15 protein-coding genes and 1 pseudogene are annotated in these 15092 nt (G+C 61.5%); 14 read left to right on the top strand and 2 right to left on the bottom strand.

Translation table 11 applies throughout. The annotated features are described in order from the left end of the window. Window positions 1–184: 184 nt before the first annotated feature. Both lipA and G3N64_RS26830 read left to right on the top strand, forming a co-directional pair. On the top strand, window positions 185–1174 hold the full coding sequence (gene lipA / locus G3N64_RS26835) for a lipoyl synthase (RefSeq protein ID WP_241021229.1): 990 nt from the start codon (window positions 185–187) through the stop codon (window positions 1172–1174). A gap of 239 nt (window positions 1175–1413) precedes the next feature. After that, on the top strand, window positions 1414–2877 hold the full coding sequence (locus G3N64_RS26830) for an APC family permease (RefSeq protein ID WP_205786612.1): 1464 nt from the start codon (window positions 1414–1416) through the stop codon (window positions 2875–2877). A gap of 72 nt (window positions 2878–2949) precedes the next feature. Here the strand turns inward: G3N64_RS26830 and G3N64_RS26825 are convergent, their stop codons facing one another. Continuing rightward, on the bottom strand, window positions 2950–3843 hold the full coding sequence (locus G3N64_RS26825; protein ID WP_205786611.1) for a LysR family transcriptional regulator: 894 nt from the start codon (window positions 3841–3843) through the stop codon (window positions 2950–2952). Between the two features lie 546 nt (window positions 3844–4389). On the opposite strand from G3N64_RS26825, the gene G3N64_RS26820 reads away from it, so the two are divergent. From G3N64_RS26820 to G3N64_RS26765, 12 genes are all read left to right on the top strand, one after another. Then, a complete protein-coding gene (locus G3N64_RS26820) occupies window positions 4390–5367 on the top strand; it encodes a thiamine pyrophosphate-dependent dehydrogenase E1 component subunit alpha (RefSeq protein WP_205786610.1) in 978 nt (325 codons plus the stop codon). Window positions 5368–5379: 12 nt separating this feature from the next. Next, on the top strand, window positions 5380–6387 hold the full coding sequence (locus tag G3N64_RS26815; RefSeq protein WP_124472669.1) for an alpha-ketoacid dehydrogenase subunit beta: 1008 nt from the start codon (window positions 5380–5382) through the stop codon (window positions 6385–6387). 6 nt (window positions 6388–6393) lie between these two features. Next, window positions 6394–7515, top strand: a complete 1122-nt coding sequence (locus G3N64_RS26810) for an acetoin dehydrogenase dihydrolipoyllysine-residue acetyltransferase subunit (protein WP_205786609.1) — start codon at window positions 6394–6396, stop codon at window positions 7513–7515. 77 nt (window positions 7516–7592) lie between these two features. Next, complete coding sequence (locus tag G3N64_RS26805) at window positions 7593–8348, top strand: SDR family NAD(P)-dependent oxidoreductase (RefSeq protein ID WP_205786608.1); 756 nt, start codon at window positions 7593–7595, stop codon at window positions 8346–8348. A 27-nt stretch (window positions 8349–8375) separates the two neighbouring features. Continuing rightward, entirely contained in the window at window positions 8376–8789 is a 414-nt protein-coding gene (locus G3N64_RS26800; protein WP_205786607.1) for a heme-binding protein, read from the top strand. Window positions 8790–8814: 25 nt separating this feature from the next. Further along, window positions 8815–9609: a putative hydro-lyase gene (locus G3N64_RS26795; RefSeq protein ID WP_277399132.1), complete on the top strand. Its 795-nt coding sequence runs from the start codon at window positions 8815–8817 to the stop codon at window positions 9607–9609. Between the two features lie 16 nt (window positions 9610–9625). Next, window positions 9626–9943 carry a hypothetical protein gene (locus G3N64_RS26790; protein ID WP_205786605.1) on the top strand — a complete coding sequence of 106 codons (318 nt, stop codon included), beginning with the start codon at window positions 9626–9628 and terminating at the stop codon, window positions 9941–9943. A gap of 73 nt (window positions 9944–10016) precedes the next feature. Then, window positions 10017–10466, top strand: a complete 450-nt coding sequence (locus G3N64_RS26785; RefSeq protein WP_205786604.1) for an OsmC family protein — start codon at window positions 10017–10019, stop codon at window positions 10464–10466. Between the two features lie 54 nt (window positions 10467–10520). Then, complete coding sequence (locus G3N64_RS26780) at window positions 10521–10817, top strand: putative quinol monooxygenase (RefSeq protein ID WP_205786603.1); 297 nt, start codon at window positions 10521–10523, stop codon at window positions 10815–10817. Window positions 10818–10882: 65 nt separating this feature from the next. Next, on the top strand, window positions 10883–11668 hold the full coding sequence (locus G3N64_RS26775) for a 5-oxoprolinase subunit PxpA (protein WP_174967791.1): 786 nt from the start codon (window positions 10883–10885) through the stop codon (window positions 11666–11668). Further along, the gene (locus G3N64_RS26770) at window positions 11661–13259 is read left to right on the top strand and encodes an urea amidolyase family protein (protein ID WP_346778841.1); all 1599 of its coding nucleotides are present in this window, start codon (window positions 11661–11663) and stop codon (window positions 13257–13259) included. Before G3N64_RS26775 ends, G3N64_RS26770 begins: the two co-directional genes overlap by 8 nt. Next, window positions 13256–14968, top strand: coding sequence for a biotin carboxylase N-terminal domain-containing protein (locus G3N64_RS26765; protein ID WP_205786602.1), 1713 nt, complete (start codon window positions 13256–13258; stop codon window positions 14966–14968). The genes G3N64_RS26770 and G3N64_RS26765 overlap by 4 nt, the downstream gene beginning before the upstream one ends. 9 nt (window positions 14969–14977) lie before the next feature. Here G3N64_RS26765 and G3N64_RS26760 read toward each other — a convergent pair. Further along, a pseudogene (locus tag G3N64_RS26760) lies at window positions 14978–15092 on the bottom strand (IS5/IS1182 family transposase); the annotation flags it as partial.

Here is a 15092-nt window from a genome sequence, read left to right as displayed (position 1 = left end):
ATGCGCGTGTCATTTCTAGAATGAAATCAATTACCGGCACACGCGGTATTACCTTCCGGCTTGATGCGATTCGCACGTTGCGCTCTTCGATGGGTTTCAGTGAGGAGCAGCATGGCAGTCAATTCGACCGACAAATAGGCTGTTGACCACCGGCTTCCACAAGAGAGCTGAACAGGAGGCGAAAATGACCGATGCGAGCGAGAAGTGGGTGGCCTCGAGGAGCGCGTCGGTGCGCTACGACGCTTCAGAAAAGCAGAAGGCACAGGCTAAAACGGCGCGCATTCCGATCAAGATCGTCCCGATCGAGCCGCTTCGCAAACCACGGTGGATCCGCGCCAAAGTCGCGACGCCCAACACGCGCTTCAACGAGATCAAGACGATCCTGCGCGAGCACAACCTGCATACGGTGTGCGAGGAAGCGAGCTGCCCGAACATCGGCGAATGCTTCGGCAAGGGCACCGCGACGTTCATGATCATGGGCGACAAGTGCACGCGCCGCTGCCCGTTCTGCGACGTCGGCCATGGCCGCCCCGATCCGCTGGATCCGGACGAGCCGAAGAACCTAGCGCGCACGATCGGCGCGCTGAAGCTCAAGTACGTGGTGATCACGAGCGTCGACCGCGACGACCTGCGCGATGGCGGCGCCGGCCACTTCGTCGAGTGCATCCGCGAAGTGCGCGAGCAGTCACCGGAAACGCGCATCGAGATCCTGACGCCGGATTTCCGCGGCCGTCTCGACCGCGCGATCTCGATCCTGAACGCCGCACCGCCGGACGTGATGAACCACAACCTCGAAACGGTGCCGCGCCTGTACAAGGAAGCGCGCCCGGGTTCGGACTACGCGCACTCGCTGAAGCTCCTGAAGGACTTCAAGGCGCTGCATCCGGACGTCGCGACGAAGTCGGGCCTGATGGTCGGCCTCGGCGAAACCGAAGAGGAAATCCTGCAGGTGATGCGCGACCTGCGCGCGCACGACGTCGACATGCTGACGATCGGCCAGTACCTGCAGCCGTCCGAGCACCACCTGCCGGTGCGTGCGTACGTGCATCCGGATACGTTCAAGATGTACGAGGAAGAGGCGTACAAGATGGGCTTCACGCACGCGGCCGTCGGTGCGATGGTGCGGTCGAGCTATCACGCCGATCTGCAGGCGCACAGCGCGGGCATTGCGTGAACGGATCCGAAGCGCGTGATAAAGAGCGGTTATCGAAAAACATCGTCAACGGCAATTGGACCTGATCAATTTGGCGTCAGACGATGGCTTCACTAAACGATTGTGACCTGACGGTCGTATCGGTTCGCAGTCGATGAGTGACCGCCGTTGGTGAGTGCCCGGAAGCATGCACGATCGAGGCGCAATGCAGCACAAGTTCGACAATGCTGGTGATCTGTTGGAGGCGTAAGGAGATAGAGATGGAGATGAAACTGAATCTGGAAGACGTTCAAATAGAGACGTCTCCGCAGAAGAAGCTGTCGGGCAGCATGGGGGCCGTCGGCCTGGCGCTTACCGTGCTGGCGTTCTCGGCCCCGTTGACGACCGTATCGGGTTACATCCCGTTCGCGTTGATGTTCGGCGGAGTCGGCAGCCCCGTGATTTTCGTACTGACGACGCTCGTATTGCTGCTGTTTTCCGTCGGCTATGTGACGCTCAACAATATCGTGAAGCGCCCCGGCGACTTCTATGCGTTCATCAGCTATGGAATCGGAAAATCGACGGGCCTTGGTTCCGGCATCCTTGCGGCGGTATCGTACTTCTTGCTCCTCGCAGGCGTCACGTCGTTCTTCGGCGTATCGTGTTCCGATCTCGTGCATGACATGACCGGCGCGTCCATTCAATGGTACTGGCCGACGCTCGCCTGCTGGCTGGTGGTTTCCATGCTGGGATACCTTCATGTCGAGCTGTCCGCGAAGGTGCTCACGTGGGTGATGATTTTGGAGATCGTCGTCTGTCTGGCGTTTTCGTTCGGCGTGCTGGCAAAAGGCGGTGTGCCGGGTGTTGCCGCATCCGCTCCCTTCATGCCGAGCCAGCTGGCAAACAGCACCAACGTGCCGTTCTGCATGCTGTTCACCGTATCGTTCTTCATGGGATTCGAGGCGACTGCGTTGTTCCGCGATGAAGTGAAAATGCCGGACCGGACGATTCCGCGTGCGACGTATGGTGCGGTCATCTTTATCGGCGTGATCTACACGCTGTGTGCGTACGCAATGATCATGGCCTACGGACCGGAGGTTCAATCGATTGCGGCAAAGACGCCCGCTGCGATGTTCCCTGACGCCTTCGCGAAATTTGTGAGTCCGAGCCTGCACCTGATCGTTTCGATGCTCGTGATGACGTCGGCGTTTGCGGCGAGTTTGTCCACACAGAACGTGCTCTCGCGCTATATGCACAACCTTGGCACCGACGGCGCGCTTCCCCGATTCCTCGGGAAGGTGCACAAGAAGCACGAGTCTCCGTATCTTGCTTCGATGACGGTTTCGGTCATGGTGCTGTGTGTGCTGATGCCGTTCATCCTGATGGGCTCCAAACCGGATCTGCTTTACGGACAACTCTCCGGAGTCGGAACGTCGGGCATCATCATTCTGATGACCATCGTCAACATCTCGTCGTTGGTCTGGTACGTTCGTCGAGGCAGGCAACAGGGAGTAAGTTTCGCCAAGTCGTTTCTGGCGCCAGCGATTTCATCGGTGTTCTTCATCGCGCTGGTCTATCTCGTGGCAGCACACTTCGACGTGCTCGCGGGCGGTGACCCCGGGCAGTACGTGTGGATGTTCTATTGCCTGATCGGTGTGCAGGTTGCGGGCATGGCACTTGCCCAATACTTCAAGCACCGGCGGCCCGAAGTCTTCGAATGTCTGGGGCGCAGCCAGAACGGTTGACGATAACGACGAGCCAGGACTCACTGAGTCCTGGCTTTTTTGTGTTTGTGCAAAGCTAGCGCGTCTCGTCGTCTACCGTCCTTCGTAGTGCGCGGCGACTTTCTGCGCGAGCCCGGCCACGATCGAACTAAGCGGCATGTCGACGCGACGAACGAAGCTGGCGGTGAACGGCATCACCGGCATCTCGTGGCCAGTGTCGATCCGGCGCAGTCGACCGCTTGCCAGATGCTCCGCCACGACGTGGTGCGGAATCGCCGCGATGCCGATGCCGTCAAGCGTCATCCGGACGATCGACGACAGCGACGAATTGCCGAATATCCTCACGTGATGCAGATGTGACCGATCGAACATCTCTTTCAACTGCATGTACGGACGCGTCGATCTGGAGAACGTGATGATCGGATGCCGTGCGAGATCGTTCAACGTGAGGTTTGCCGAATCGCATTCGAAATCCGACGAGACGATCCAGCTGATCGGGTAGCTGCACAACGGCAGATTCTCTGCATTGCTCGCGTTTACGGGTCCCATCAACAGTGCGACGTCGATCGTGCCGTCGGCGAGTCCCGCAGTCAGATTCGGCGTGGCGTCGACATTGACCTCGAGCGTGATCTCCGGGTACTCGACGCTGAGTCGCTTGAGAAGCGTGGACAGCCACGTGTGCACGATCGTATCCGATGCGCCGAGCTGGACCGTTCCGCTGAGGGCCGTGCGGCCTGCGACGGCCTCCACCATTTCCGCGCTCAGCGAGATCATTTGTTCGGCGTATACGAGAAGCTTCCTACCCTTGACGGTCAAGAAGCAACCTCGCTTGTCCCGCTCGAACAGGCGCCCTTTCAATTGCTGTTCCAGCTGTGCGATGCGTGCGGAGACGGCCGGTTGTGTCGTATGCAGTCTTTCCGCGGCGCGGTGGAATCCCCCCAGCTGGGCAACGGCGTAAAAGGTCTCCAGGTTTCGAAGATCGATCATGTGACGAACTCCACCAGCGTGGGGAAAAGCGATTCGATCGCAAGTATTCGAATCCCGGGTAGCGATCAGGCGACGCGCCGAATGTCTCCGGCACGGGGATAGTCAAAATGATCATAGCGACGGAGGATTGAGCGCTCAACACAGAACGCGTGAAACCCGGAAAAGCCGGCGCGCGGCAAATTCTTTCTCCACCTTTAGGTGGACGAACCTCATCCGGCGCGTAACTAGAATTTCAACAACGCTGAAACGAATCGTGCACTCGCGGCGGTTGAAGCGAGCGGTTGGTTGTCGATTACGGCCGCACGAATCGGGTGTCGATTTGAACTCAGGGTCGGGACGAACTAGCGCTCACGCACTGATAAGAATCGGTGATCGCGCGAAATCGTCAAACACAATTGGACCGAGTGAAATTGACCGGTGACGATTGAAATGACATGTCGGCACTGCCGACGCGATATTCGTCGGGCGAACCGGATTTGCAAGAGGGTTCAGTGTGCCGCGTCGAAGCGCACTGCCACGCACACCATTTAAATAAAGGAGATTGGAATGTCCGCCTTGAAGTTTCCCAATGAGCGGCTCGTGGACGCTTATCGCGCCATGCGAACGATTCGCCGCTTCGAGGAGCGCGTGATGGACGAGATGGCGACCGGCGACATTCCGGGCAATACCCATCTTTGTGCAGGGCAGGAGGCCAGCGCCGTCGGCGTGTGTCTGCACCTGACAGACAAGGACTACATTTCGTCGACCCATCGCGGGCATGGTCACAGCATTGCCAAGGGGTGCGATATCGGCGCAATGATGGCCGAGCTGTTCGGGCGTGCGACGGGAACGTGCGGCGGTAAGGGTGGCTCGCAACACATCGCCGATCTGCGCAAGGGAATGCTGGGTGCGAACGGCATCGTGGCCGGTGGGGCGCCGATCACATGCGGCGCCGCACTCACCGCGAAGTTGCTCGGTACCGGTGGCGTGGCGGTTGCGTTCGCGGGCGACGGTGCGATGAATGAAGGCGTGATGTCGGAGAGCTTCAACCTCGCGAAGATCTGGATGTTGCCGATCGTCTTCGTGATCGAAGACAACGGCTTCGGCGAGGCGACCGCGAATGAGTTCGTCTCGGCCGGCAGCTTCACGCGTCGCGCGCAGAGCTACGACATTCCCGCGGCCGAAGTCGACGGAACCGATTTTTTCGCGGTCTACGAGGCCGCTGGCCAGGCGGTCGATCGTGCACGCAACGGTGGCGGCCCCAGTCTTCTGCAAATCCACGTGCCGCGCTACTACGGTCACTACAGCGGTGACCCTGACAACTATCGCACCCCGGAAGAAAAGAAGGCCATGCGCCAGGAACGCGATTGCCTCGCCAATTTCCGCAGGCAAGTGCAGGAAGGGTCGCAAGTGGCCGGCGGCGAGCTGGACGTGATCGACGGGGAGATCGAGGTCGAGATCGACGCCGCCGTGAGTGCTGCGCGTGCAGCACCGTTCCCGCCGCTTTCGGCACTGACCGCCGACGTTTACGTGAAGTATCTGTAAGGACCCACAGCAATGGCAAAGAAATCGTTCCGTCAAGCGCTGAATGACGCGCTGCATTCGGAGATGGCGCGTGATCCGCGCGTGATCATGATGGGTGAAGACTTGACTGGTGGCGCAGGCGCCAACGGCGTCAAGGATGCGTGGGGCGGTGCATTCGGTGTGACGCGCGGGCTGCTCGACGCATACGGACCGGAGCGTATTCGCGATACGCCGATCAGCGAGGCCGCGTTCGTTGGCGCGGCTGCCGGCGCGGCCCTCACGGGTTTGCGTCCGATCGCCGAACTGATGTTCGTCGACTTCGCCGGCGTGTGTCTCGACCAGATCATGAATCAGATCGCGAAGTTCCGGTACATGTTCGGCGGCCACGCCAAGACGCCGCTCGTGATCCGCGCGACGTACGGGGCCGGCACGCGCTCGGCCGCCCAGCACACGCAGGCGTTCTATCCGATCTTCACGCATATCCCCGGGCTCAAGGTCGTGATCCCGTCGAATCCGTACGACGCGAAGGGCCTGCTACTTCAGGCGATTCGCGACGACGATCCGGTGATCTTCCTCGAAAACAAGATGCTGTACGACACGACGGGCGAAGTGCCCGATGGGGCGTACACGATCCCGTTCGGCGAAGCGCGGGTGGTGCGCGACGGCAAAGATGTGCTGATCGTCGCGCTCGGTCGTATGGTCGGAGTGGCCGAGGCGGCCGCTCGCACCCTCGCGGCAGACGGGGTGTCGGCGTGCATCATCGATCCGCGCACGACGTCTCCGCTCGACGAGGACACGCTGATCGAATACACCGAGGACATCGGGCGGGTCGTGATCGTCGACGAGGCGAATCCGCGCTGCAGCGTGGCCACCGATATCTCGGCGCTGCTGGCCGACAAGTGCTTCGACTCGTTGAAGGCGCCGATCCGGCGCGTGACGGCACCGCACACGCCGGTGCCGTATGCGCCGAACCTTGAAGACGCGTACGTACCGTCGCCGGAAGCCGTCGTGAACGCAGTCAAGTCGATTCTGAAGAGGTAATCAATCATGTCGTTCATTGAAGCCGTCACGATCCCCAAGTGGGGGATGACGATGACCGAAGGCACCGTGCTCGAATGGCATGCGAAGGAAGGAGACAAGGTCGAACGCGGCCAGGAACTCCTCGAGGTCGAATCCACGAAGGTCAACAACGTGGTGGAAGCGACCGTGTCCGGAATTCTGCGGCGCATCGTCATCAACGAGGGTGAAATCGCGCCGGTCGGTGCGCTGATCGGCGTCATCGCCGATGAAGCGGCGACGGAAGAGGAAATCGACGCGCTCATCGCAAGTTACGCGCATCGCCTGAACGCGGGCGACGGTGACGCAGGTGGCGCCATTGCGCCGAAGTCGGTTCCGGTTTCCGGTGGCAGCGTGAACGTGCTGGAGACCGGCCTGGAAAGCAACGAAACCGTGTTGTTCATTCACGGTTTTGGCGGCGACCTGTCGACCTGGCTGTTCAACCAGGGCACGCTCGCCGAGCACTTCCGGACGATCGCGGTGGATCTTCCCGGCCACGGCGCGTCGACGCCGATCACCGACGGCGACGTGATCGGAAAGATCACGAAGGCCATCGAGGAAGCCGCGGATGCCGTGACGCCTGGGAAGCTGCACCTTGTCGGCCACTCGTTCGGCGGTGCGATTGCCGCCGCCTTCGCGGCCGACCAGCCGTCGCGCGTCGCGTCGGTGACGCTCATTGCGCCGATCGGCCTTGGCAAGGAGATCAATCGGTCGTTCGTGACTGAATTCGTCGCGGCGGAGCGCCGGCGTCCGCTTCAGGCTGCGCTGGAGAAGCTGTTTGCCGATCCGTCGAAGATCACGAGCGAGATGGTCGAGGGCACGCTGCAGTTCAAGCGTCTGGAAGGTGTCCAGGAGGCGCTGTCCGCCATCGCCGACACCATCGCCGACGAAAACGGCCAGGTCCAGACGATTGGCGCGACGCTGGCGGGGCTGACATGTCCCGTGATGCTGCTCTGGGGCGAGCGCGACGGCATCATCCCGGTCCCGCCGGCCGACGGTCTGCCGTCCACGGTGCAGCTGCGCGTGATTCCGGATGTCGGCCACATGCCGCAAATGGAGGCAGCGTCGGTCGTGAACGATGCGCTGCTGGAGAACATCCGTCGTGCCCGATAACCGCTCCTGCCGAGCGGCGGGGTGCCGATTCGGTGGCGTGGCGCGGTTATCGGCGCAGTGATCTTGAGGAAACTGTTATGTCAGCACGTTTGACGGGCAAGCGGGTACTTCTGACCGGCGGCGTCGCCAATATCGGTCTCGCGATTCTGGAATCGTTTGTTGCCGAAGGTGCAACCGTATCGGTCGCCGATATCGACGAGGTCAAGGGGCGCGCGCTCGAATCGCGGTTTGGAGACAAGGTGCGTTTTTTCCGAACCGACATCTCGAGCGAAGACGAGATCAAGGGCGTCATCGAAAAGTCGTCTGAATGGATGCACGGAATCGACACGTTGTGCCTGAATGCCGGCGTCCAGCTTTCGGGGCGGGTCGAGAACTTCAGCACCGAGAACTGGGACAAGGTCTTCAGGATCAACGTGCGGGCCAACTTCATTTTCGCGCGAGAGTCGCTCCGTCACCTGAGAGCCGCGAAGAAGTCATCGATTGTGATGATGTCGTCCCTCGCGGGCAAGCGCGGCGGCACCGGACTCGCATGTTATTCGGCGTCCAAGGCGGCCATCATCGGTCTGACAACCACACTCGCAATCGAGCTCGCGCCGGATGGTGTGCGCGTCAATGCCGTGTGTCCCGGCTGGATCGATACACCGTTCAATCAGCCGGTGATCGATTTCATGGGTGGCCGCGACAAGCAGGCGTCGGTGGTTCAGACGGCTATCCCCCTGGGGCGACAAGCGACGCCGGACGAAGTCGCGCCGCTGTTTGTCTTCCTTGCATCGGACGAGTCGTCTTATGTCACGGCGCAGGCAATCAATGTCGATGGCGGCGCGTACAACTGACCGTCGGACAAGACCAGGAAGAAATCAATGAGCAAGCAGATCACATATGAAGCCGCGCGGCGGGCGATCGAAGCGGGCGTCGCCAAAGCGACCGAACTGGCGCAGCGCTCGTCGCTGTCGATCGTGGATGCGGGTGGGCATCTTGTTGCGTTCACGCGCGTGAACGGCGCGGCGTTCGGCACGATCGAAATTGCGCACAACAAGGCGTATACCGCCGCCGCACTGCGGTTCCCGACCGATTACTGGATGAAACTCGTCCAACCCGGAGCCGAGCTGTACGGGCTCGAGCGCGCAGCGTCACGCCCGTTGGTCGTGTTCGGCGGTGGCCTGCCGGTGACGCGCGGCGACGACGTTATCGGTGGCGTCGGCGTGTCGGGGGGGCCGGAGGAGGCGGACGTGGCGATTGCGCGTGCGATGGTTGCTGCGCTCGGCGAGAACTGAACATCTTCCGGCAAGGGTGCTTTCAATGGAATCGACTGCAGGTACGCGGACGATGTCGGCCGACCAGGTCCGGCTGCTGATTCGCGACGGCAAGCTGCGTGCGCCGACGACGGGATACGCCGATGGCTTCATGCAGGCAAATCTGGCAATTCTGCCGAAGATGTACGCAGATGATTTTCGCGAGTTTTGCCGAATCAACCCCAAGAGCTGTCCGCTGGTGGGAATCGGGCAGCCGGGAAGCCCGGGGCTGGACGGACTTGGTGCGATCGATATTCGAACCGACGTGCCCCGTTACCGGGTGTACCGGGACGGGGTTCACACCGATACGGTCGACGATCTGGTCGATTTGTGGCGTGACGACCTCGTGACGTTCGCGCTCGGTTGCTCGTTTTCGTTTGAGAGCGCGATTCTGCAGGCGGGGATCGACATTCGCCACATCAGTGCGAACCGGAACGTACCGATGTACGTGACGAATATCCAGACGGCGGCCGCTGGGCCGTTTCATGGCCCGATGGTCGTGTCGATGCGCGCGTTCAAGCCTGCCGATGCGATCCAGGCGATCGTGCTGTCGGAGCGGTTTCCGCTCGCGCACGGCGCACCGGTTCATATCGGCGACCCGGCGACGATCGGGATTCGCGATGTCACACAGCCGGAGTTTGGCGATCCGCCGGTGATCGAGGCCGGTGACATCCTCGGGTTCTGGGCTTGTGGGGTCACGCCGCAGATGGCCCTTCAGGCGGCGAAGCCGGACTTCGCGATCACGCATGAACCGGGATACATGCTCGTCACGGATTTGCCGGCGAACACCGCGGCCGTGTGAGCCAGGAGTCGTTGCAATGTTCGATGCAGAAATCGCCGCGAAGCTGCTCAATCGCGGAATATCGCAGGCGTCGGACGAATGTGGCATGCAATACCTTGACGTGCTGCGCGAAGGGCTGCTCGATTTTTCTCACCGGATCGAGCGTCTGGCCGTACAGGACGCCGGTTCCGAGGTTCCTCGCGAGATCGAGTGGCTGATATTCCGCGATGGCTCCCGAGCGTTGCGCATTCGTACCGATGACGCACATACGTGCTGGAGCGAATGGGTTTCGATTGCGAAATCTGGTTTCGTCGAATCGATAACGAGTGTGAATAAATATATTGCGACGGAATGAAGCGACGAGACCGTCGCAGCCTGTCCGCAACGGAAATTGACTGATTGGCGAGGATGCTCGCCGGGAGACACTGATGTCCGAGCATGGCGTCCGACTGGAATGGACTGTCGATAAACACCACGAGCGAGAAGGGACCTATAGCAGGGACCACCGGGCGATCATCAGCCCGACGGTGACGATCCCTGTATCCGCGGCTCCCGATTATCTCGGGAACGAAAGCCTGGCCGACCCGGAGCAGTTGCTCGTCAACGCGCTCGCGAGCTGCCACATGCTGTACTTCCTCGCACTCTGCGAGGGAAGTGGATATGCGGTCGAATCGTACTCCGACAACGCAGTGGGGAAAGTCGAGAAAAGTGCCGACGGATTTCACTGGGTATCCGAGATCGTGCTCAGACCGCGCGTGACGTTCAGGTCCGAAAAGCAGCCGAGCCTGGCGCAACTCGAGCGACTGCATCACCGCGCACACAAGGGGTGCTTCATCGCCAATTCGATCAAGTCGAAAGTGGACATTGAACTCGGCTGAGTTCTGACAGGGAAGTGCCGGCAGCAAATCAACAACCGCAAACAGGAGAGTGAGATGAAGAAGGAAGGTCTGGTCGTGGTCGCAACCGTCGTGGCTCGAGCCGGTAACGAAGACGTACTGCGCGAAGCGTTGAAGGAACTGGTGCCGTACGCGAAGACGGAGCCGGGGTTCATTCAATACGATCTCCACGAATCGACCGAGACGCCGGGGCAGTTCGTCTTCTACGAAGTCTGGGAAGACGAAGCGGCCCTCGAGACCCATTCGAATACCGAGTTCGCGAAGGCGTTCGGCGCCCGGGCGGGACAATGGATTGAATCCGTCTCGCTCAGCAAATTCCGGAAAATCGCGTGAACCCCGCACGAACACCCGAGCAGCATCGCGTGTTCGCGCACTGAGGGAATCCTGTAGGCAGCGTCATGTTAAGCATTGATTTGAACTGCGATCTCGGTGAGAGCTTCGGCGCGTGGCGCATGGGCGACGATGCGGCGATGCTCGACATCGTGACGAGCGCAAATGTTGCCTGCGGCTTTCACGCCGGCGATCCGGTGGGCATCTATACCGTGCTCCGTGAAGCGGCACGGCGTGGTGTTGCCGTCGGTGCACACGTCGGCTATCGCGACCTGGTGGGCTTTGGGCGTCGCAACATGCAGCCGTCACGTGAAGAGTTGATGGGCGACGTGATCTACCAGATCGGCGCACTTCAAGGGCTCGCGAAGGCGGCCGGCACGTCGATTCGCTACGTGAAGCCGCACGGCGCGCTGTACAACACGATCGCGCGCGACACCTACCAGGCGGCGGCCGTCATCGACGCGATTCTCGCGATCGATCCCACGCTCGTGTTGATGACGCTGGCCGGCGCGCCGATTGCCGATCAGGCGCGCGAAGCAGGCATCACCGTAGTCAGCGAGGCATTTGCGGACCGGGCGTACAACGGGGATGGAAGTCTTGTGAGTCGCCGCAAGGAAGGTGCGGTCATTCACGATCCGACCGTTGTTGCGCGTCGCATGCTGCGGTTCGTACAAGAGGGTGTCTTGACGGCAATCGACGGAACGGACATTACGGTTGATGCACAGTCGATCTGCATTCACGGAGACAACCCGTCGGCCGTTGCGACCGCGCGTGTGCTGCAGACGCAACTCACCGCGCGCGGCGTTGCGCTTCGGCCATTTGCACGTGCGTGCGGGGGAGAGAACCGTGCCTGAGCAGATGCGCATCCTTTCGGCTGGCTCTACCGGCGTCATGGTCGAGCTTGGAAGTCTCGAGACGACGCTGGCGCTCCTCGACAGGCTTCTCGCAAGCGAAGTGGAAGGTGTCGACGAGGTCGTTCCGGGCGCCCGTACCGTACTGGTTCGCTTCGACCCGGCTGTCATCGATCGCGCGGCGCTGATCGAGCGGCTCGGGCAGCTGGACGTGTCCGTTCGTCGGGAGCGCGGCGGGAGCATGTTCGATATCCCGGTGTCCTACGACGGGGAGGATCTGGGCGAGGTCGCAGATCTGCTGGGATGGTCCGTGGCGGAGCTCGTCCAGCGACATCTCGATGCAGTCCACTCGGTCGCGTTCACCGGATTCGCACCGGGGTTTGCGTATATGACCACCGACGATCCGGGATTCGATGTCCCCCGACGTAGAACACCCCGTGTGCGTATACCGGCGGGTTCGGTGGCGATCGCGGGGAAATTCAGCGGGATCTATCCGTCCGACAGCCCTGGAGGATGGCAGCTTCTCGGCACGACGCAGGTGCCCATGTGGGACCCGACGCGCCCGCGTGCGGCATTGCTCGCGCCCGGTGATCGGGTCCGCTTCCGCGATGCGAGTAAAGGTGCGGTCGTTCCGGTATCGGCACGACTGGAGCCGACGCTGGTGCACCGGGTTTCGGGCAGCGGCATTGCAGTGACGCGTGCGGATCGCCCCGTGCTGTATCAAGATCTCGGTCGACCCCGTCAGGCTGACCAGGGTGTATCCGTGTGTGGTGCCGTCGACCGCGCCGCGCTACGAATCGCGAACGCTTGTGTTGGCAATCCCGAGAGTAGCGCTGTGCTCGAAGTGACGTTCGGCGGTCTTTCGCTGGTGCCTGATCGTCCGGTGACCCTGGCTGTGACAGGGGCGCCGTGTCCGATCTCGATTCACGACGCAAATGGCCGCGTGACGGTTGTCCCCCACTCGCGTCCGTTTGCCGTCGATGCAGGCGAGGAAGTCACGCTCGACATTCCCGGCCGCGGCATGCGGAGCTACGTCGCACTCCGTGGCGGGTTTGTCGTGGAGCGAACGTTGGGGTCCGCGTCGACCGATACGCTGTCGAGGATCGGCCCGGTGCCGATCGCCCGCGGCGATGTTCTGGTTCCGGCCAACGAGGCGGCCACATTCGTCGAGCCGGAACCGCTGGTCGGACAGATGCACCCGTGCGCTGGCGACGTAATCGATGTCGACGTCGTCCCGGGGCCTCGCACCGATTGGTTTACCGACGATAGCGTCGCACGGTTTTTCTCGCAGGAATGGCGCGTCACTCCCGAATCGAACCGCGTCGGCATGCGACTGTCGGGTGACCTGGCGCTAGAGCGGCGCGACGACGCCGAGCTGCAGTCGGAAGGCACGCTGTTCGGATCGATCCAGGTGCCGCACAGCGGCCAGCCGGTGCTGTTTCTAACGGATCACCCCGTCACCGGTGGGTATCCGGTGATTGCCGTGGTCGCAGCTCATCATTTCGACATGCTTGGGCAGATTCCGATCGGCGCCCGCATTCGTTTCAACCCGATATCCGCATTCGATCCGCAAGTGAAGGAACTCGTTCGATGAAGAAGCTGCTCATCGCAAATCGTGGCGAAATCGCCATTCGCGTCATTCGCGCCGCGCGCGATTACAACGTGACGTCGGTCGCAATTTACTCGGATGCGGACGCCGGTTCGCTGCATGCTGAATTGGCCGATGAAGCGTACGGGTTGGGAGCGGGGCGCCCTGCGGAGACCTATCTCGACATCTCGAAGATTCTGGCGATCGCACATCGCGCCGGAGCCGATGCGATTCACCCCGGCTACGGCTTTTTGTCCGAGCGAGCGGAATTTGCTCAGGCGGTCATCGATGCCGGGTTGATTTGGGTCGGCCCGTCGCCGGAGGTCATTACCGCACTCGGCGACAAGGTGCAGGCGCGGCGCATCGCATCGAAGGTCGGCGCGCCGCTGGTCAGGGGATCCGACGGGTCATTGAACAGTGCGTCGGACGCGGTGGCTTTTGCTCGGGAAGTTGGCTTGCCGCTAGCGATCAAGGCGGCGTTCGGGGGCGGCGGCCGCGGTATGAAGATCGTCCGACGCATCGAAGATGTCGCGGAAATGTTCGATTCGGCCGTCCGTGAAGCGACGGAGGCGTTCGGTCGGGGCGACTGCTACGCCGAGCAATTTCTCGACCGTCCACGCCATATCGAGGCGCAGATCATTGCCGATCATCACGGCAACACTGTCGTTCTCGGCACGCGCGACTGTTCGCTTCAACGCCGAAACCAGAAGCTCGTGGAGGAAGCTCCGGCACCTTTCATCAGCGACGAGCAGCGCTCGCGTATTCACGACGCAGCACGGAGGATATGTTCGGAGGCCGGCTATACGGGGGCGGGCACGGTCGAGTTTCTGTTTTCTCAAGACGGGGTCATCTCGTTTCTCGAGGTGAACACGCGGTTGCAAGTCGAGCATCCCGTCACGGAGGAAACCACCGGTGTCGACATCGTGATCGAACAACTGCGCATCGCGGACGGCCTTCCCGTCTCGCTAGCGGCAACACCGGAGCCCCGTGGTCATGCGATCGAATTCCGTATCAATGCGGAAGATCCGGGGCGTGGTTTCTTGCCGACCCCTGGCGTGATCACGCGCTTTCGTCCGCCCGCAGGTCCCGGTGTGCGGCTCGACTCCGGTGTCGAATCCGGCTCGCAGATTCCGGGACTGTACGACTCGCTGATGGCCAAGCTGGTCATTACTGGCGATACGCGTCAACAAGCGCTCGCTCGCGCCCGTCGTGCGCTTGCCGAATTCGATATCGAGGGTGTGGCTTCGGTGCTGCCATTCCATCGGGCGGTGCTCGAGGAAGAGAGCTTCACCGGCGAAGATGGATTCAAGGTTCATACCAACTGGATCGAAACGGAGTTCGGCGGGGTCGAGCCTTCCGGACGCGTCGTGCCGGCTGACGGAGGCCTGCTGCAGAGCTTCATCGAGATCGACGGAAAGCGTCACACGATCGGTTTGCCCGCGTCGCTGTTTGCGAACGTTGGTGCCCCGCGCGCATTCGACGATGCGGTGAAGGCGGAAACGGGTGCCGACATCGTGACCGCGCCGGTTCCCGGCACGCTGCAGAAATGGCTGGTGGAAGAAGGGGCGACTGTAGCGGAGGGCGATGCCGTCGCCATCATGGAAGCGATGAAGATGGAGATGCGTGTCGTCGCGCCGAAAGGCGGGCGAATCCGGATCCAGGGGGCAGCCGGACGTCCGGTGGCGGCAGGCGAAAAAATCGCGGTTATCGAGTAAGAGGCCAGTTCAAAAAGGCTGCTCGATACGCCTGAAGATGTTCCAACAGACAAGCGAGCAACCGAGTTTCAGGAATGCTTCGTGAATGTCGGCACGTCGCTCGAAGCGAGTGCGTAGGCGACGA

The organism is Burkholderia sp. Ac-20344 (assembly GCF_017104975.1).
Classification (GTDB): Bacteria; Pseudomonadota; Gammaproteobacteria; order Burkholderiales; family Burkholderiaceae; genus Burkholderia.
Note: the sequence above shows the minus strand (reverse complement) of the source record. Positions and strands in the feature narration are given on the sequence as shown.